At 61.2% G+C, this 18273-nt stretch carries 17 protein-coding genes and 1 pseudogene; 8 read left to right on the forward strand and 10 right to left on the reverse strand.

All coding sequences use genetic code 11. From position 1 onward, the window contains the following. The 5 genes and pseudogenes from GJ700_RS07030 to GJ700_RS07050 form a co-directional block, all read right to left on the reverse strand. A pseudogene (locus tag GJ700_RS07030) lies at nucleotides 1-853 on the reverse strand (hypothetical protein); the annotation flags it as partial. After that, nucleotides 850-2745 (reverse strand): pilus (MSHA type) biogenesis protein MshL, encoded by a 1896-nt coding sequence (locus tag GJ700_RS07035; protein WP_154372046.1) that lies wholly within the window; start codon nucleotides 2743-2745, stop codon nucleotides 850-852. The gene GJ700_RS07035 and the pseudogene GJ700_RS07030, both read right to left, overlap by 4 nt. A 166-nt stretch (nucleotides 2746-2911) precedes the next feature. After that, a complete protein-coding gene (locus GJ700_RS07040; RefSeq protein ID WP_154372048.1) occupies nucleotides 2912-3316 on the reverse strand; it encodes a hypothetical protein in 405 nt (134 codons plus the stop codon). A gap of 89 nt (nucleotides 3317-3405) precedes the next feature. Continuing rightward, the gene (locus GJ700_RS07045) at nucleotides 3406-4926 is read right to left on the reverse strand and encodes an ExeA family protein (protein WP_195763806.1); all 1521 of its coding nucleotides are present in this window, start codon (nucleotides 4924-4926) and stop codon (nucleotides 3406-3408) included. Between the two features lie 5 nt (nucleotides 4927-4931). Then, complete coding sequence (locus GJ700_RS07050) at nucleotides 4932-5672, reverse strand: ABC transporter ATP-binding protein (RefSeq protein ID WP_154372052.1); 741 nt, start codon at nucleotides 5670-5672, stop codon at nucleotides 4932-4934. A gap of 140 nt (nucleotides 5673-5812) precedes the next feature. On the opposite strand from GJ700_RS07050, the gene GJ700_RS07055 reads away from it, so the two are divergent. The 4 genes from GJ700_RS07055 (at nucleotide 5813) to GJ700_RS36045 (ending at nucleotide 9824) form a co-directional block, all read left to right on the forward strand. Beyond that, nucleotides 5813-7516, forward strand: coding sequence for a GspE/PulE family protein (locus GJ700_RS07055; protein WP_154372054.1), 1704 nt, complete (start codon nucleotides 5813-5815; stop codon nucleotides 7514-7516). A gap of 3 nt (nucleotides 7517-7519) precedes the next feature. Beyond that, nucleotides 7520-8758: a type II secretion system F family protein gene (locus GJ700_RS07060; RefSeq protein WP_371867863.1), complete on the forward strand. Its 1239-nt coding sequence runs from the start codon at nucleotides 7520-7522 to the stop codon at nucleotides 8756-8758. Then, entirely contained in the window at nucleotides 8758-9294 is a 537-nt protein-coding gene (locus tag GJ700_RS07065) for a type II secretion system protein (protein WP_154372056.1), read from the forward strand. Before GJ700_RS07060 ends, GJ700_RS07065 begins: the two co-directional genes overlap by 1 nt. 65 nt (nucleotides 9295-9359) lie before the next feature. Next, nucleotides 9360-9824: a prepilin-type N-terminal cleavage/methylation domain-containing protein gene (locus GJ700_RS36045; protein ID WP_308700658.1), complete on the forward strand. Its 465-nt coding sequence runs from the start codon at nucleotides 9360-9362 to the stop codon at nucleotides 9822-9824. Nucleotides 9825-10020: 196 nt separating this feature from the next. On the opposite strand, the gene GJ700_RS07075 is transcribed toward GJ700_RS36045, so the two are convergent. Genes GJ700_RS07075 through GJ700_RS07095 form a run of 5 tightly spaced genes read right to left on the reverse strand, consistent with a single transcriptional unit; the run spans nucleotide 10021 to nucleotide 15241 of the window. Beyond that, on the reverse strand, nucleotides 10021-10488 hold the full coding sequence (locus tag GJ700_RS07075; RefSeq protein WP_154372058.1) for an MSHA biogenesis protein MshP: 468 nt from the start codon (nucleotides 10486-10488) through the stop codon (nucleotides 10021-10023). Further along, on the reverse strand, nucleotides 10485-11363 hold the full coding sequence (locus GJ700_RS07080; RefSeq protein ID WP_154372060.1) for a type II secretion system protein: 879 nt from the start codon (nucleotides 11361-11363) through the stop codon (nucleotides 10485-10487). The genes GJ700_RS07075 and GJ700_RS07080 overlap by 4 nt, the downstream gene beginning before the upstream one ends. Beyond that, a complete protein-coding gene (locus tag GJ700_RS07085; protein ID WP_154372063.1) occupies nucleotides 11360-11836 on the reverse strand; it encodes a prepilin-type N-terminal cleavage/methylation domain-containing protein in 477 nt (158 codons plus the stop codon). Before GJ700_RS07085 ends, GJ700_RS07080 begins: the two co-directional genes overlap by 4 nt. Continuing rightward, entirely contained in the window at nucleotides 11826-12284 is a 459-nt protein-coding gene (locus tag GJ700_RS07090; protein ID WP_154372064.1) for a GspH/FimT family pseudopilin, read from the reverse strand. The genes GJ700_RS07085 and GJ700_RS07090 overlap by 11 nt, the downstream gene beginning before the upstream one ends. Then, nucleotides 12281-15241 carry a DUF6701 domain-containing protein gene (locus GJ700_RS07095; RefSeq protein ID WP_154372066.1) on the reverse strand — a complete coding sequence of 987 codons (2961 nt, stop codon included), beginning with the start codon at nucleotides 15239-15241 and terminating at the stop codon, nucleotides 12281-12283. Before GJ700_RS07095 ends, GJ700_RS07090 begins: the two co-directional genes overlap by 4 nt. Nucleotides 15242-15510: 269 nt before the next feature. Here GJ700_RS07095 and GJ700_RS07100 point away from each other — a divergent pair, with 269 nt between their 5' ends. Genes GJ700_RS07100 through GJ700_RS07115 form a run of 4 tightly spaced genes read left to right on the forward strand, consistent with a single transcriptional unit; the run spans nucleotide 15511 to nucleotide 18261 of the window. Beyond that, on the forward strand, nucleotides 15511-16455 hold the full coding sequence (locus GJ700_RS07100) for a type IV pilus biogenesis protein PilM (RefSeq protein ID WP_154372068.1): 945 nt from the start codon (nucleotides 15511-15513) through the stop codon (nucleotides 16453-16455). After that, the gene (locus GJ700_RS07105) at nucleotides 16452-17126 is read left to right on the forward strand and encodes an MSHA biogenesis protein MshA (RefSeq protein ID WP_154372071.1); all 675 of its coding nucleotides are present in this window, start codon (nucleotides 16452-16454) and stop codon (nucleotides 17124-17126) included. Before GJ700_RS07100 ends, GJ700_RS07105 begins: the two co-directional genes overlap by 4 nt. Beyond that, a complete protein-coding gene (locus GJ700_RS07110; RefSeq protein WP_154372073.1) occupies nucleotides 17123-17896 on the forward strand; it encodes a type II secretion system protein M in 774 nt (257 codons plus the stop codon). Before GJ700_RS07105 ends, GJ700_RS07110 begins: the two co-directional genes overlap by 4 nt. After that, on the forward strand, nucleotides 17881-18261 hold the full coding sequence (locus tag GJ700_RS07115; protein ID WP_229506857.1) for an MSHA biogenesis protein MshK: 381 nt from the start codon (nucleotides 17881-17883) through the stop codon (nucleotides 18259-18261). The genes GJ700_RS07110 and GJ700_RS07115 overlap by 16 nt, the downstream gene beginning before the upstream one ends. Nucleotides 18262-18273 lie beyond the last annotated feature (12 nt).

The raw sequence follows: 18273 nt of genomic DNA on the forward strand, positions 1-18273 counted from the left end.
CGCGCGCAGCCGTGCCGCGCGCGTTGCCACCGGCGCCTGGGTTTGCCGTCGCGCTTGCGCGCGGCGGAGGGCCGGGTTCCGCGTGCGGGCGCGGCGGCGCTGCAGGCGCCGGATGTGCCGGTTGGACGGACTCGCCCGGCCGTGCAGACCGGGGTGACCGGGCCGCAAGCGACGCGTCATCGTGATCCGGTGGCGTCGCCGCCTTTGCGGTGACGGGAGCTGCCAGGGCTATGCCTGCGTGGGTTCCGGTCCGCGCCGCATCCGGATGAATTGCGACGGCATCCGCACTGGCGCTGCCGTAAGCGTCGTGCGCTTCGCGATAAGGGTCGGGCGCCGCGTCATGCTGCGCCGCCTGCATGACTGTTTCTTCGAAATTGCGTAACGGCGCGGCAGGCGTGGCGGACAGGGAACTGGTGTCCGGCTCGTGCGGCACCAATGCCAGCGCCATGTCCGGCAAGGCGGGCAGGTCCGGCCCCCCCGGGATATCGGGCAACGGCGGCAGCGTCTGTAACGGGGGCTCGTACGATACGCCGTGCTGCGCGGCGGGCGCCGCCTGCCGGCGCGATTGCGGCGGCGTCGGATCGTGCGGTGCGGGAATGGCCGGTTCCAGCGCCGGCACCTGTTCGCTGACACCGCCAGCCGGCTCGCCGGATTCGTAAGCCAGCGGTTCCAGTGGTTCCAGGGAAAACGCCGGTCCGTCCGGCGCGGGCGGCACGCGTCCGGACAGCACGTCGTCCGGCGTCAGCGCCACCACGTCGAAGGATTCGGAAGGCAAGGCCAGGTCGTCATCGTCGGGCAGCGCATCGAGTTTGTTGCGTTCGGCCTTTTTCAGCGCCTGCATCAGCAAACTCATAGCCCCCTCCGCGCGATCTCCGCCGTGGCGTCGCCCGCCGCGTTTCCCGTGTTGTTCCCGTAGGGCGCTTCCGGCCCGGCGCCTGGCGCCGGCAGCAGGTAGCGGAAGTCGCGGTAGTCGCCGTTCATGCTGGCGTCCTTGACCACCACGGGCCGCATGAAGATCACCAGTTCGGTCTTGACGGCGTTTTCATTACGGTACGAGAACAGGTTGCCCACCACCGGCAGGGCGCTCAGCAGCGGCACGCCATCCTTGTTATTGTCGACGGAATCCTGCATCAGGCCGCCCATGACGGCCACCTGGCCGCTGCTGACCTTCATGACCGATTCCAGTTCGCGCGCCTGGATCACGGGCACGCGGGAAATCACGTTGCCGGCGGCCAGCGCAGGGTTCGGGTCCTGCACGTAGCCGACGATGCGCGTGATGGTCGGGCGCACGTTGAGGGTGACTTCGTCGGTGTCGGCAATTTGCGGCGTGACGCTCATGACAAAGCCGACCGGCACGGTTTGCAGGCTGGATTCATAGGTGGCGGGCGCGGTCACCGTGCCGGTCGAGTTCAGCACGGCGGGAGTCACCTTGATCGTAAAAAATACGTTGTTATCGACGACTTTCAGCATGGCGGTCTGGTTATTCAGGACGCTGATCTTGGGGCTGGACAGCACCTTGACTTTGCCGAACGATTCCAGCAACTGGATCGTGGCGGACAGGTTGCCCGGATTGACGTAATTGAGGAGGAACATGCCGGGCGAGGTATTGGGCAGCACGCCCGACGGCAACGGTTCGGTGCCGATCCTGCCCTGCGTGGCAGTCAGGCGGCCGCCCAGGCGCGACCAGTTGATCCCTTGCTGGTACTGGTCGCCCAGGCGCACTTCGATGATGGTGGCTTCGATCAGCACTTGCCGCTTGACGCTGGCCAGTACGAGGTCGAGGAATTCCTGGATTTTTTCATGCTGGCGCGCGGTGGCGCGCACGCCGATCAACCCGCCTTCGGCATTCACGACGATGGATGGATCGTAGCGGTTGCGGTTGCGGCCGGAGGGCGGCGGTGCGGTCGACAGTGGCGCATCCTGCAGCATGGGTGGCGCCGCCATCGGCAGCGCCGCGCCGCCCGGCATGGACACCGGCTGCATTGGCGCGCCTGGTGACTGCGATGGCGATTGCGCCTGTGCCTGGGCTAGCGCTGCCAGCGGGTCTTGCTGCGCGTCCTGCAAGGTCGAGGCGCGCAGCATATCCCGGATGTTTTTTTCGATGTTGTACCAGAAGTTATTGTCCGAGCGGTTCGACACCGACGTGGTGGAATTGTTGTTGCCGGATCCGGTCGATTGCGCCTGCGTGGCGCCGGACTGCGCAACGGCGCCGGCCACGGGATTGCTGGCATTGGTGTTGGAACCGCCGCCCGTGGTGGAAATCTGCGTGGCGATATTCACGCTGCTGTTGGTGCTGCGCGCGATATTCACGTAGTCGATTTTATAGTTGCGCCACTCGGGCGTATCCGGCTGCACGATCAGCGTGCTGCCGGCGATTTCATAGCGCATGTCCACTTGGCGGGAAATGCGGTGCAATAACTGAGGCAAGGTCTGGTCCAATGCGTTGAGGGTGACGGTGCCCTCGATACCGGGATGGATGTCAACGTTCAGGCCGGCATCGCGCGCCAGCGCAAACAGCATCGATTGCACCGGCACTTTGTGCACGGTGACACTGTACGTTTCCACTTTCGGCGTCGGCCGCGGCGGCGGCAATTGCGCGCTCTGGCGCACTGGTTCCGGTATGGTCCCGGCAAGGGGCGGTTCGCCGCCTATATGGGTGGACGACAGCGGGAATTGCGGTGTGGCGCAAGCAGACAGCAGTGCGCATGCCACCGGTATCAAGGGTGCGGCAAATTGTTTCTTCATGGCGGCGCCCCAGCTGGCAAGCTCAAGAAATGTTGTGTTTATGAAATTATTCGCACATCATCTATTAAAAGTACCAACAGTGGCGCACGATTTCTTTTTGACATTGTTTTTGCGCAATATCGTGCGCCGGGATGGCGTGGTTGCCGGAGCGGGGGCGGCAGGTCCGTCAGCGGGTCCGCACCATGTAGGTACGACGGCCGGAGCGTTTTTTGGAACGGTGGGTAAACAGCCAGGATGTCACGAAGCTGCCATACAGTGCGCGCAGGATCGGCGGGCGATAGCGTTCAAAGGTTGCGCGCAGCGTGGACACTTCGGCGCCAAACGCTTCTTCATTTTCAGGCGCGATGCGGTAGCGCCCGTCGCCGTCCCGGGGTTCCCACACAACGTATGGCTGTGCGTGAAAATTGAACACGAGTTTGACATCGCCCGACAGGCGGCGGCGGTGGATGTCCGATACGCCATCGGTTGCCGCCAGCAGGCGGGCCAGCGCGCGCGTGGTGATATAAGGGTATTCGATTTCAAAGGCACGGATCGTGGCGCGATCCGCAGTCAGGACGGGGAATGTGTTCATCGTCGTAGCCCTTTCCGCAGTCAGCATGCGAGGAACATCGAACGCGAACCTGGCTCGGTTCGCGAGTGGATACAGCGTAACGGATTTCGCTATTGCAGAGCGCGCGGCTGAGTTTTTGTTGCGCGCGCCACAGCGGCGCGGATGGCGCCGATATTGCGGATCTTCGGCGCATAGCGCCAGCGGCCATTCAATGCGGCCATGGCTTTGAGGGCTTGCTGCTCGGTGCCGTAGCTGCCGTAGGCAATGCCGATGCGAGGTTCGCCTTTATTCAGCGTGGGATAGGCATGCACGTCGCCGATGCCGACCACGTTGCGCACGTCGTTGAGGAATGCTTCCGCGCGCGCGGTGTCGCTGGCGGCGAAGTCTTCGATCTTGATGCTGAAATGCGTGTCCGGCTCGTCGCGCAGCCACGTCTTGCCGGCCTTGAGGGTTTGTTGCAGCAGGCTTGCCGTGGGGGGCTGCTTGTCCGCGACGGCGTTCGCGTTTGCCGCATCAGGCCGCGCGTCAGCGGATGACGTAGTTGGCAATGCGGTGGCCGATGCCGGCGCCGATGGTGCCGTTGATGCAGCAATCGCCGGGGTGCTCTGTGGATTGGTGGTGGCAGTGCCCGTGGTACCCGCAGTGGCCAGCGCCATCGGCGCGGCAGACTTGATGACGCCGGTATGCATGGGCAGCGATGCGGCGGCAGGGCGGCGCTGCGCCTGCTGCAACAGCACCACCGCGCCGATACCGATGGCCGCGATGACCGTGATCGACCCGATGACCACGGGCCGCACGTTGCCGCGCGGCTTCAGGGCCGGCAGGCGTCCACGGATCGCGGCCTGCACGTGGCGTACCGATACCGACACGGCGCCTTCGCTGGCGGCTGCGGCCAAGGTCTGGTCGGCCAACTGGATCAGGCGCCGCAGGTCGCCTTTGGCCGTGGATGCCAGCATGCGCACGGCATCGGATGCAAACATGTCGAGGCCGTCGTAACCCGCCGCGTGCAAGCGGTGCGCCAGCAGCGCCGGCACGTCGTCCGCCGCCAGTTGCGGCATCACGAAGCTCAGCGTGATGCGTTCGCGGAACTGGCGCATCGCGTGTTGCCGCAGGCTTGCGTTCAACGCGTGCTGGCCCAGCAGCACGATTTGCAGCAGCTTGCCATCGGTGTCATCGAGGTTGGTCAGCAGGCGGATTTCTTCCAGCGCTTCTGATGGCAGCAAGTCCGCGTGGTCCGCCATCAGCACGGCGTGACGGCCGCCCGCGCGCATGGCCGCCAAATGGCTTTGCAGTTCGCGCAAGACTTCATCGCTGCGTTTGCCGTCCGGGTTCAGCCCCAGCGCCAGCGCGGTGGCGTGGATCACGCCCAGCGGCCCCAGGCTGCCCGGTTCCATATGGATGATCACGGCCTGGCCCGCCAGTTGCCGGGCCAGCGCGTGGCACAGCAGGGTCATGCCGCTGCCCGCGTCGCCCGTGATCTTGACGATGCCGTCGCCATGCGTGACCGCGTAGGCGAGGGCGCCCAGCAATTCGCGGCGCGCGCCTTCCGCGTAGAACAGCGCGGCATCGGGCGCGGTGCCAAACGGCGCGCTGCGCAGGCGGAAGTGGGCAAGATAGCCGGGCTGTTCCATGGTCCTCATTGGCTGCATTGAATACTGGCCATGAACGCCTGTTCCAGGGTCGCGGCGCCGTAGTGGCGGCGGCACGCATCGGGCGTGCCGACAAATTGCAGGCTGCCGTCATGCAGGATGGCGAGGCGGTCGCACAGCGCGTCGATATCGGCCAGCGCGTGCGAGGTCAGCAAAACCGTGCGGCCCTGTTCCCGCAAGTGCCGCATCCGGTTGTTGAACAGCGCGTGCGCTTTCGGGTCAAGGCCGCTGCACGGCTCATCGAGGACGTATAGTTGCTTGTCGGCAATCAATGCGGCGGCCAGCCCCAGCTTTTGCGTCATCCCCTTCGAATACTCGCGCACCCGTTGGGGCAGGGCGGACGGGGCCAGGTCCAGCGCGGCCAGCGTGTCGAGGGCGCGCCTTTCATCGTAGCGCTGGCCTTGCAGTTGCAGCACATAGGCGAGGAATTCCTCGCCCGTCAGGAAGGGCGGCGGCTCGAAGCGCTCCGGCAGGAATGCCAGCGGCGCGCGGGCGCGGCTCTCGCGGCTGTCAATGCCGAACAGGGCGATCTCGCCTTCATCGGCTGCACAAAAATCCAGCAGGCAGCGCAGCAGCGTGGTTTTGCCGGCGCCGTTGACGCCCACCAGGCCAAGCAGTTCGCCGGCCCGTACGTCCAGGGTCACGCCGCGCAGCACGTCGCGCCCGCCGTGGCGCTTGGCGACGCGGGTAAAACGGATGGCGGGTTGTGGGCTGGTCGACAAGATCATACGGAAGGCGGCAACGATGGCCACCACTGTAGCAAATATCGTACTGCGAGGGCCAGCGGCAGGCATATATATTCGGAGAAATGATACCTTCTGACATACAATGGCCGCGACGAAATGTGTGGTAAATATGGAGATGGTTTATGGCTAGGCCGGAAAAGGTCCGATTAGGCGAAATCCTCGTGCAGCAAAAGCTGCTGACGGAAGAGCAACTGGGGCAGGCGCTGGCCGAACAAAAGCGCAGCGGCCGCAAGCTCGGCCGCGTGTTCATCGACAGCGGCTTCGTCACGGAAGAACAGATTTCCGGCGCGCTGGCGCGCCAGCTGAACATCCCGTACATCAACCTCAAGTTCTACAACATCAATCCCGAGCTGGTGCGCATGCTGCCGGAAACGCAGGCGCGCCGCTTCCGCGCGATCGTGCTGGAAGACCGGCGCGGTTCGCTGCTGATCGGGATCTCCGATCCGACCGACCTGTTCGCGTATGACGAGATCGCCCGTCTCGTCAAGCAGAGCATCGAGCTGGCGGTGGTCAATGAGACCGAAGTGCTGGGTGTCATCGACCGCACCTATCGCCGCACGGAAGACATTTCCGACCTGGCGCGCGAGCTGGAGCAAGACCTGGGCGACGTGTCGATCGACTTCGGCGCGCTGGCCGCGAACCCAGGGCTGGAAGAAGCGCCCATCGTCAAGCTGCTGCAATCGGTGTTTGACGACGCCACGCAGGTGCGGGCTTCCGACATCCATATCGAGCCGCAGGAAACCCGGCTGCAAATCCGCTTCCGCATCGACGGCGTGCTGCACTTGCAAACGGAAGCCGATATCAAGATTGCGCCGGCGCTGGCGCTGCGTTTGAAACTGATGTCGGACCTCGACATCTCGGAAAAGCGCTTGCCGCAAGACGGCCGCTTTGTGGTGCGGGTAAAAAACCAGCGGATCGACGTCCGTATTTCCACCATGCCGACCCAGTACGGCGAATCGGTGGTCATGCGTTTGCTGAACCAGGGGAATATCAACCTGAAGCTGGACGCGATCGGCATGCCGCGCGCCATGGTGGATCGCTTCCGGTCCATCGTGCAGCGCCCCAACGGCCTGGTGCTGGTGACGGGGCCGACCGGTTCGGGCAAGACCACCACGTTGTACAGCGCGCTGGCCGAACTGAATTCCGTTGAAAAGAAACTCATTACCGTGGAAGACCCGGTCGAATACCGGCTGGCCGGCATCAACCAGGTGCAGGTCAACGACAAGATCGAGCTCAATTTTGCACGCGTGCTGCGCGCCGCGCTGCGGCAAGACCCGGACATCGTGCTGGTGGGCGAGATGCGGGACCAGGAAACCGCGCAAATCGGCTTGCGGGCCGCGATGACGGGTCACCTGGTGCTGTCGACCCTGCACACCAACGATGCCGCCAGCACGCCGCTGCGGTTGATGGACATGGGCGTGCCGCGCTACATGGTGGGCAGCGCGCTGCAGGCGGTGCTGGCGCAGCGCCTGGTGCGCGTGATCTGTGAAAGTTGTAACACGCAGTACACGCCGACCCCGACCGAATTCGAATGGCTGAAACTGGAGTTGAAAGACAAGGTCAACATGGCCCGCTACTTCCACGGCAAAGGCTGCTCACATTGCAACGGCATGGGATACCGCGGCCGGACCGGCGTCTATGAATTGCTGGAAGTGACGCAGGCGGTGGTGGACGCCTCCAACGATCCCGATCCGAACCACTTCCTGAAGGTCGCGCACGCGACGATGCGGGGCGAGACCCTGCGCCGCCACGCGGTGCACCTGGTGATCCAGGGCCGCACGACGATTTCCGAAGCGATGCGCATCAGTAACCAGATCGAGGAATAACCCGTGCCGTTTTATGCCTATAAAGGCCGCAGCAACAGCGGGGAACTGATGCAGGGCGTGGTGGAGGCGGCCGATGAAAATGCGGTGGCCAGCCAGTTGATGGGGTCCGGGGTGACGCCGGTGTCGATTACGCCGACGCGGGCGGCCAAGGCGGCTGCGGGCAAGGGTGAAAGCGAAGACTGGGTCGCCAGGCTGACGGAAAAGAAGCCGACGTCGATGGATGTGCAGCTGTTCAGCCGCCAGTTGTATACGTTGCTGAAGTCCGGCGTGCCGATCATGAAGGGGCTGGCGGGGCTGCAGGAATCGGCCATCAGCAAATCGTTTGGCCGCGTGATCGCGGATTTGCGCGAATCGCTGGACGCGGGCCGCGAATTGTCCGCCGCGATGACCAAGCATCCCACCGTATTTGACAACTTTTATTTGTCGATGGTGCGGGTGGGGGAAATGACGGGGCGCCTCGATGAAGTCATGCTGCGCCTGTTCGACCACCTGGAGTTCGAACGGGACATGAAAAACCGCGTGAAAAGCGCGACCCGCTATCCGACCTTCGTGATTATCGCGATGGTACTGGCGATGATTGTCGTGAACGTGTTTGTGATTCCGCAATTCGTTAAAGTATTTGAAAGTTTTAAAGCGGAATTACCGCTGATGACGCGGATTTTGATTGCCACGTCCCGATTTACCATTGATTACTGGTACATGCTGCTGGCGGGCGCCATCGGCGGATTCTTCGGATTCAAAGCGTGGACTAAAACCACGGAAGGGTTGCTGAAATGGGACCGCTATAAATTGAAGTTTCCTGTTGCGGGAAAGATCATTCATAAGGCCACCATGGCGCGCTTTGCCCGCAGTTTTGCACTGTCGAGCAAGAGTGGCGTGCCTATCGTGCATGCGTTGACGGTCGTGTCCCAGACGGTGGATAACGCGCATTTGAGCAAGCGGATCGAAACCATGCGTGACAGTGTGGAACGGGGCGACAGCATTCTTCGTACGTCCGTTGCCGCCGGCATTTTTACACCCATCGTGCTGCAAATGATCGCGGTGGGGGAAGAGTCCGGTTCGCTGGATGACTTAATGGATGAGATTGCCGCCATGTATGAGCGGGAAGTCGATTACGAATTGAAAACCCTGTCGGCCCAGATCGAGCCGATCATGATCACGTTCCTTGGCGCGATGGTGCTGGTGCTGGCGCTGGGAATTTTTGTGCCCATCTGGAGTCTTGGCAAGGCGGCAATGCACTGATGAGACAATGTAAAACACGTGTGGTTCGAGCGCAACACAATCGTCAGTCTGGTATTACGTTGCTGGAACTGATCATTGTGATCATAGTTTTTAGTGTTTTGCTGGGGACCATACTTGAAAGTATTTACTACTATCAGGGAAAAGCTGAACAGGCGGCGGTGCAACGATTAGTGGGACATATGCGCCTAGCCTTGGTTGGGAAGCAGTATCAAGCAATGGTGGCGGGAACGCGACTCGACTTGGTGGCGTTGACGAGGGAAAACCCCATGACTTGGTTGCAAACTTTTCCTGCAAACTATCGGGGTGAAATTGCTAAATCGACAAAGGAAAACCTGACTCCTGGCAGCTGGTATTTTGACGTTTCGGAACATAAACTTGTATATATGTTCAGCAGTAAAAAAAGTTTTCTAGGGGATTCATTTGAACGCTGGTTTTTCAAGGTAGAATTCAACCGCTTGCCCACGAATACCGCCAAGCAGGTTGAACCGTCCCAGGCTGAGCCGGGCGTCACCTTGGTTCAAGTTGACTCAGGATAAATGATTCACTCATACTTGCATCCTGCTCGTCACACACCCTTTCTGACACCTCGGAGAATTGATAAATGCATATGAAACAAACGGGTTCGCTGCGTCGTACTGCCCAAGCAGGCTTCACCCTGATTGAACTGATCGTTGTGATCGTGATTTTGGGCATTCTGGCTGCGACAGCGTTGCCAAAGTTTGCGGATATGAGTGGCGATGCACGACTGGCGAAGATGAATGGTGCGAAAGCTAGTGTTGCGGCAGCTTCGGCGTTATATCGTGGGAAATGGCTGGCGGGTGGAACCAATGCTGCGGCAACATATACAGTTGAAGGTACGTCGGTTGGAGTGAATTCTACTGGTTTTGTAACGGCAGCTACGATCGCAACTGCTTCCGGTATATCGAGCACCGATTTCTCGGTGACTGCTGGTACTACCACTACAGATATTGCATCTGATACGGGGCACGCTTCCTGCAAAATCACGTATGACGAATCTAATGGATCCGTTACGGTGAGCGGTTTGACGTCAACGAACTGCAAATAACTAGTTAACCCAAGCTAAAACCCGGCTTTTTAAGCCGGGTTTTTCTTTTTGCGCATCCTGGTGTCGTTGAGGACTGCTGAGCCGCGAAATCCACAGGCCGTCACTACAGAGTAGCGCAGTACTGTTCTGCTTAGGCTAGCGTTACAACGCCAATTGCGAATTCTGAACAGTACCGGGATGAACTCCTTTTGCGTAGTCAACACGGTGCCTGTACACCGGTTGCACACAACGTGACCACGCGTTTCCGCTCCACGTACCCAGATTTGGTGGCGGCCGTATCATCGGGGCAGCTGGCTGAATTGCACGCAGTTGCCGTAATCGTATAAATATTGATGGCCCGTACGTTCACGCCATCTGACTGCACACCTTCGTTGCGCTGGTCGATGTTACATGTCACGGTCACGTTAAACCCGCCACTGCTGCCGCTCAGCGGCAATGTTGTGGTACCAGCGCATGCCGCATTTTGCAGCGCCTGATATAGCCCCCAGTCCGTCCCGGCGCGCGCCGCCTGTAATGCATAGGCTTGCATGGCATCTTCCGCCGCTGTGATTTGCTGGGTATTGGACAGCCGGCTGACGGTAATGCCGAGTGTGGCCAGCACTACCAGCAGTACCACGGCGGCGATGTAGGCGAATCCGGCGGTGTGTTTTCTGGTGATGGTCATGGCGTGTTATCTGTATGTGTGCCAACGACGATTTGTACCGATTGATTACTCTCCGTCAGTTGCAATTTAATTTGCATATACCCAGTGTTCAAACCACTGTTGTTGGAGTTAGGGTCGTAGACGAAAGTGCATGACTGTATTTTTGTGGCCACGATAGGGGTATTTGCGCCAGGCGTGGGGCAGGTATTGTTGATGCTGAAACCATAGCCGCTGAAGCGGTACAGCGTTCCTTTGCCGTCGCCATTCGAGTCGATGCCATTCGCCCCGGAGCAGACGTAGAAGACGGCCTGTTGCGCAGCGGGCACGATGACGAAGCGCGCATTGTCATAACCGACGTCCACTCTCAATGCGTTGATGTCGAGGCGATATGTCCCTATGTTGTCAGTCGCAGGCAGGACGGCCACGCCGGTAATGGTGCTGCGTGATGTGCTGTTCACCGGGGTGTAGACGTTGGTCGAATCCTGGTTGTTGATCACGACGAAATCGCCCACTGCAGGTGCTGTTGTTAATTGCGAGAGGACGTCAAACTGCGTGGTGGTTGTCATGGTGTTGACCCACTTGGTGGTGTTGGCAGCGTGTGTCGCATCGTAGCCTGTGTCGGGAGCTGCGCGGTAACGTCCACCCGCCGAGGTGGGAACCAGTTCAAAGCATGAAGTGTCCGGCGTATGGATGGAGTTCGAGACTGCGGAACGGATATCGCGCGTCATTGTCCGCACGGCGCCGTCGGCCAGGTCCGTTAGGTTGGCGCGCCGCCTCACATCAAGGAAGTTCTGGATCGCGGGGCCGAAATATATCGTGATACTGCCCGCCAGGACGCCGATAATGACCATCACGACAATTAACTCAACCAGCGTGAAGCCATGGGGGCGCTTCATATCGCGACTCCCTTGGCATAATTTGCGCGCCAACCGGTCAGAGTAAATGAGTTGTTGCCTCTTGCTGTCTTTACTGTGATGACATATGCATCGCTGGTGCCGAGGCCGAGCGTATTATTGGTATCCGCTGCAACGGTAACGGAAATGGTCATCCCCGCCAGTTCCATCACCTGGTCGCCAGTAACCAGACAGATCATGCCTGGGCTGTAGCCGTTGTAGTCCATCACGTCATTGAATGTGTTGCGCGCGCAGCCAACCGACGCGGTGTTCGTCGACGCCGCAAACGGTTGCCGCTGGATTTCATCCATCATGCCTTCCGCCACCACTCGTAATTGTTTCTGCACGATGGGATCGGCGCTGGCGATTGTCGTTACGTTAAACACTTGCAGTACGCCTGCCACGGCGACGCCGATAATCACCATGGCGATAATCAGTTCCACCAGGGTCGTCCCCCTTTGCCGCTTATTCCACATAGCCGGTCGCTCCCTGGATGGCAATCGACGTCAATCCCGTTATCGCAATGGACCCCGCCGTCGTTGCCGTACCTGCGCCATCGCTGGTGATGGTCCCGGCAGGCTGGAAATACAGCGTGGTGGCAGTCGCTGTAACGGCGCTGTCCTTGCTGGAATAGCTGTCGCTGCCATCCGGCAGCGACAGGGGGGTGTTGCATGCAGCGGCGCCGCTTGCCGACGCGATGGACAGGGTGACCGCACCGGATGTCACCGTGGCGCACACGAGCCGGCGATGGCTGACGGCCGTCTTCTGCGCATAGCGCAGCGCGCTGACCACTTCCGCGCGGAAGGCGGGACCGGCCATGTCGTTGCCCATCAGGCGGGGAATGGCGATGGCCGAGATGATGCCCAGCACCACCATCACGACGATCAGCTCCACCATTGTGTAGCCGTGGTCTCGCCACTTCAATTGAACACCTCGCGCACATGCACCACGCCCTTGGTTTCCTGCGACTGGAGGCCGAAGTTGGCGCGCGCGGTCGGATCGTAATCATAGGCGCCGCTGGTGGCGCCGGTCTTGTCACAGCCGTGATACGAGCGCAGGCCGGCGAGGTTGGCGCCGCTGATCCTGGTGGCGTTGCTGGGACACGCATTGGCGGCGCCCAGCGCGGCGCCAAGGTGCGTCGTTACGTCGGTATAGCCCTTGGCGTTGGAGCCGGACGTAATCGTGATCGTGCCTTTGCCCAAACTCATCTTAACGGCCGAGCCGGTATAGGATGCCGACACGGTACCGCCGCTGGGGAAGCCGATGGAACCGGCTGGAATCGACGTGGTCGAGTCGTCGCCGTTGACGACCCACACGGTGCCATTCCAGTATTCCGCCTGTACCGGCATTTTCAGCGAAGTCAGCGAAGTGCCGTAAGTGTTAAACAGGCGCAAGCGACCCAGTCGGATCGGCACGGATGCCTGCGTATGCCCGGCGGAACTGACGCCATCGGTATCGGTGGCGCGGATGGTCACGGTTTGCGGTGCAGGCTTGGTACCGTTGACGCCGCCGGTCACGGCCGCGAAGCTGAAGGTTGGAGTCGCGGTCGCGGTCACTGTTACGGTGGCATTCGCGGTGGATTGGGTGAAGGACGACGCCGCGACCGCGCCGCCGGCGGTCACGCTGCCAACGGTGCTGGCTATTGCCGTGCCGGTTGCGTCCAGCGCGGTCAGGGTCACGGCTTTCGCGAAGGTATTGGTGGATGGCACACCGGTATAGTTGACCGTGGTAGCGCCGTATGCGTTCTTTGGCGTGATGATGACGCTGGTGATGGGTTGACCGGAATATGTATATTTCAAGGTGCTGGCCAGCGACGTTTCAAAGTAGGCTGGCGTAAACGGGCCGACCGCGCCGCACGCCGCGCCGGTTTGCGTGGTTCCCGTCACTGCCAATGGCGAGACATTCAGATAGTAAGAAACCGCACTGCCATTGCTGCCGTACGCCAGGCTGGCGGTTAAATCCGCGGTGCCCACTTCCGAGTAAGTCAGTTTGTCGAAGGTATAGGTATAGGCGGTGCCACTGTAAGTGCTGGTCGCGCCGTCCGTCAGCACACCGGTCACGGAGCCGGTAAACGTGGGCTGGCACTTGGCGATGGCGAGGATGGGTATGTAAGGTGTGGATTCCCGCCCGAAATTGGGCGTGACTGCGCCGGCATTGTTCACGGCCTGTACCGTCGCGCTGAACGTATTGCCCGCTTTTTTATTGCCTGATGTGACATTGGAAATGACGAACTTGGCGGGCGCGGCAACAAACGGATCGCTGCCCGTCAATAACAATCCGCTGCCCGAATATTTGGCCAGCAGGGTGACCTGGCCGGCATCGGGATACGACAGGTTGAGCGACGCCTTACCGCTTGAAAATGTCAGGGTCAGCGCGTTGGCTGAACTGGTGCTGCCGGAACAGGCCATCGTACGGCTGGTGTTGCCGCTGCTGATGGTCGGGCCTTGCGTGCCGGTGCTGGGGTTGTTGTACGAGCAGCCGAACTCGACGGAATAATCGCCATTCGCCAGCGCTGAGGTACAAGCCATGCTGGTATCGGACTGTTTGACAGCCCTGACGTCGACGGATTGCTGCGAGGCCGCCGTATGGTCGGGCGCCGTCAGCACCAGCGCCGCCGTGTCGAAAAAATACGTGCAGTCGGCGGTGGAGCCATTCCAGCAGGTCGTGGTTGACGTGGTTCCTGGCGACAAGCTGGTCGTGCCGAAGGTGACGGTTTGCGATGTCGTCACCGAAACATCCTGGGTAACGGAGCTGGAACCGGCGGGGATCATGAAGCTGTTGGTTTGCTGGCTGCCGTCCGCCTTTGTGGTGACCAAGGTGCCCGTCATGCCGGCTGTGCTGGCGATGCAGGTGCCGCTGGTATCGGCGCCACTGCAGGCATTGATGGTGACGGTGGCAGGGATGCAGGTGACGCCGCTGCCGGCGTGGTTGAGGCGCACATGGTGCGCGCCACAACTGCCGACCTCGAGGTCGCAACTGGCGCTGCTGCCGTTCCAGCACGTGCCCTGGGTGCTGGCGGTCTTGCTGAGGCTGGAGAAGCTCAGCGACGCCGTTTGCGGCGTCGAAATGGTGGGTAGCGACACCGTGACGGAACTGTTGCCCGATGAAATGCTGAACCCCACGCTGACCAAGTCGCTGTCGTCCAGCGCATCGGCGTTCAGCGTACCGCTGATGCCACCCGTATAGGGGGTGCAGGTGCCGTTGCTGTCGGCCGAATTACACGCAGTGATGGTGACCGGCGTCGTCCCGCAAGCGGTGGTTGTGCCGGTGGTCGTGACGCGCACATGGTGCAGCGCGGCCGAGCCGCCCGTGCAGGTGATGCTGCTCTTGGTCCCCGCCACGATGCAGGAACCATTGATGATGACATTCTTGGCGCCCGTCAGGTTGCCGCTGGCAGTCACGTTGCCGTTGACAGTGGAATCCTTGGCAAAAGTGATGTTGCTGCTGGACGTGATATTGCCGTCGATCCTGGCGTTCTTGGCAAAGGATACGGACCCGCTGGCCGTGATATTCATGTCGATGTCCGTGTCTTTTTGCATGGTGACATACGAGTCGACGGACAGCGACAGTGTATGGCCCCCGTTGTTGGTGGTGAGGTTTTTCTGCGACGTGAAGCTGCCATTCTTGACCCAGATGTCGACATCGGACGTCAGCTTCAGTTCGGCATCCTTGTCGAGGTTGATCGACCCGCACACATAAGTGCCACTGGTCAGCGTGCAGTTGAAAGGGGAGGACGTCAGCGCGGCAGGAAGCGTATAGGTGGTCGTCGTGGTGACGGCACGGCCAGGCGGCGCCATCAACATCCAGACGCACAGCATGAACGCCTGCAGGGTCGTCAACAGGCGGCGAGGGCCGGACTCGACCTGCAAAGTTTGATTCATGGGTGTGATGAAACGGGCAATCGGAGGATGCATGCATCAGATCATGCTGGAGAGGAATATGTCAAGTTGACAGCCGCAATCGTGCCCTTGCCGTGGCCAATATGGCCGGTACCACAAGTTTTTGTCTCGTGCTGGACAAAAAACGGGGCGATTTTCCCCTCAGTTAGCGAATTTGCTCCTGAAAGGCACTGATTCTTGAATATAATCAAGCGACTGCGCGCCTTTGCGCATCTTTTGTATGACGTGGCGTTATCGACGAGACAGGGTGCATGGGTTTTTGGGGAAAAACTAAAAAGAAGGATGGCTGGCTGGCCGTGGCGCTGTATGCGGACGGCGTGCTGGCTGCCGTGGTGCAGCGCCGCCGCGATGCGAAACCCGCCGTGCTGGCTGCGTTGTTTTATCCCGGCGAAAAACAGCTTGCCGGCCCGATCCTGGCGCGCGTGCACAAGGACATGCAAACCGACCAGTACCGCTGCTCCAGCCTGCTGGGCCTGGGCGAATACCAGTTGCTGATGATCGAGGCGCCGAACGTGCCGGCCGAGGAATTGAAGACGGCCGTGACCTGGCGCCTGAAAGACATGATCGACTTCCCCGTGGCGGAAGCCACGGTCGACGTGGTGCACGTGCCCCCCGCGAAAAATGCGACGGTGCCCACTAAACAAGTGTTTGCCGTGGCGGCGCGCAATTCCGTCATCGAACCCCACCAGAATTTATTCACGGTCGGCAAAGTTCGCCTGTCCGCCATCGATATCCCGGAAATGGCCCAGCGGAATATCTCGGCCTTGCTGGAACCCGAAGGACGGGGTGTCGCCATGCTGTCGTTCGACCTCGATGGCGGCTTGCTGACCGTGTCGTTTTGCGGCGAACTGTACCTGGCGCGCCGCATGGACGTCACGCTGACGCAACTGCTGGGCGACGATGACGACAAGAAGCAGCAGCACTACGACCGTATCACGCTGGAATTGCAGCGCTCGCTGGACCACTTCGAGCGCCAGTTCCATTTCGTCGCCGTGTCCAAGCTGATCCTGGCGCCGACCGGCGGCAGCAATTTGTTCAGCTATTTGAAGAGCAATTTGTACCTGCCGGTGGAAACGCTGGACCTCGACACCGTGCTCGACCTCGACAAGGTGCCGGAACTCAAGGACCCGGCGCAGCAGGCCCGCTATTTCATGACCCTGGGCGCCGCGCTGCGGGATGAGGAGCGCGTGTCTTGAGCCAGCAAATCAACCTGTATAACCCGCGCTTCCGCAAGAAGACCAACTATGTGACCTTGAACGCGCTGGCTGCGTTGGCCGTGGTGACGCTGGCCGGTGCGCTGGCGTTTGCCATGGTGGCCAGGCAGCGCGTAGTGGTGGCGCAGGCCGAGGCGGACAAGGTGCAGCGCCAGATGAACGAAGTGGAGCAGCAGCAGAAAGCGTCGGCCAGCAAGGCGCCCGCGCAAAAGGATCCGCAGGTGGCGGTGCAGCTGGCGCAGGCGGAATATGACAACCGCGCGTTGCAGGAAGTGTCGAACATCCTGGAAAAAGGCGAGTTGGGCAATACGCGCGGGTATTCGGCTTACTTCAGTGCCTTTGCCCGCTCGCGCGTGCAGGGCTTGTGGCTGACCGGCGTGCAGATCGTCGGCGCCGGCCATGAAATCGGCTTGCAGGGGAGGGCCTTGCAGGCGGGGCTGTTGCCCGGTTACCTGAACGGGCTGGCGCACGAACCGGTCTTGAAAGGCAAGGCGTTTGGCCAGCTGGAAATGAACCAGGCCGGCCAGCCCGCCGCAGCCGCTCCGGCCGCCTCCACTGCTGCTGCGGCCGCTGCCGCGGGACCGGCGGTGGTGGAATTCAGCTTGCAGGCGCATCAGGAAAACGGCGCGCCGGCAAAAGCGGGGGCGAAATGAAACAGCAGTGGAAACAATGGTCGGCCAAATTCGACGCCATCAGCATGCGCGAGCGGTTGATGGTGGGCGGCGCGGTGCTGGCCGCGATCGTGTTCATCATTAACACGCTGATGATCGAGCCGGCGCTGGCGCGTGAAAAAGCGTTGAAAAGCCAGGTTATGCAGCAGCGCAATGCGATGTCGGCCATGAGCCTGGAAGTGGTGCAACGCGAACTGGCGGCATTGAACGATCCGGACAAGGACGCCAAACAGCGCCTGGCCCAGCTGACACTGGATAACCAGCGCATGCGCGATGCGCTGCGCACCATGCAAAAAGGCCTGGTGGCCCCTGAACGCATGGGCGCGCTGTTGCAGCAATTGCTGGGCAACAGCCGCCTGAAACTCGTATCGCTGAAGACCTTGCCTGCGCGCGGCATGAGCGACGGCAAATTCGCCGAGCCGGAACCTGTCGCAGGACCGGCTCCCGGCCCGGCGCCGATGCCCGGCTTGTCGTTGATGCCGCCTGCTCCCGCGCCCGCCGGCGCCCAGGGCCAGGCCGCCGCCACCGCAACGCCCCCCGTCAAGCAGGAAGAACTGCTGTACCGGCACGGCGTGCAAATTGTCGTCGAAGGCAGCTACCTCGATATGGTGGCGTACATGCAGGCACTGGAAGCCATGCCGGAACAACTGTTCTGGGGCAAGGCCACGCTGAATGCGCAGCAGTACCCGAAAGCCACGCTGTCATTGACCTTATATACGTTGAGCCTGGACCAGAAATGGATAGCTTTGTAATGCGCATGCTGCGTTCCCCATCCGCACTGATGCTGGCGGCATTGCTGTCAGCCGCCGGCGCCGCGTCCGCGCAAGCGCTGGGCGACCCGACGCAGCCGCCCGCCGTGCTGGCCACGCCGGGCGGCGCCGCGGTGGCGCCGGACCCGTCCGAGCCGGCCGCGCTGCAACTGCAATCGATTCTCGTGTCGCGCGAGGCAGGCGGGCGCCGCATTGCCGTCATCAATGGTGAAGTGGTGCGACCCGGCGCTAAAATCGGCGATGCGGTGGTCGTCAGCGTTGGCGAAAACACGGTGGTGCTGCGTCGCGGTAAAAGCAAGGAAACCCTGCGGCTGTTCCCAGCCACGGCCGGCAAGGCGGGACATTAAACAATGCGAAAC

This window comes from Pseudoduganella rivuli, assembly GCF_009674485.1.
Taxonomy (GTDB): Bacteria; Pseudomonadota; Gammaproteobacteria; order Burkholderiales; family Burkholderiaceae_D; genus Rugamonas; species Rugamonas rivuli_B.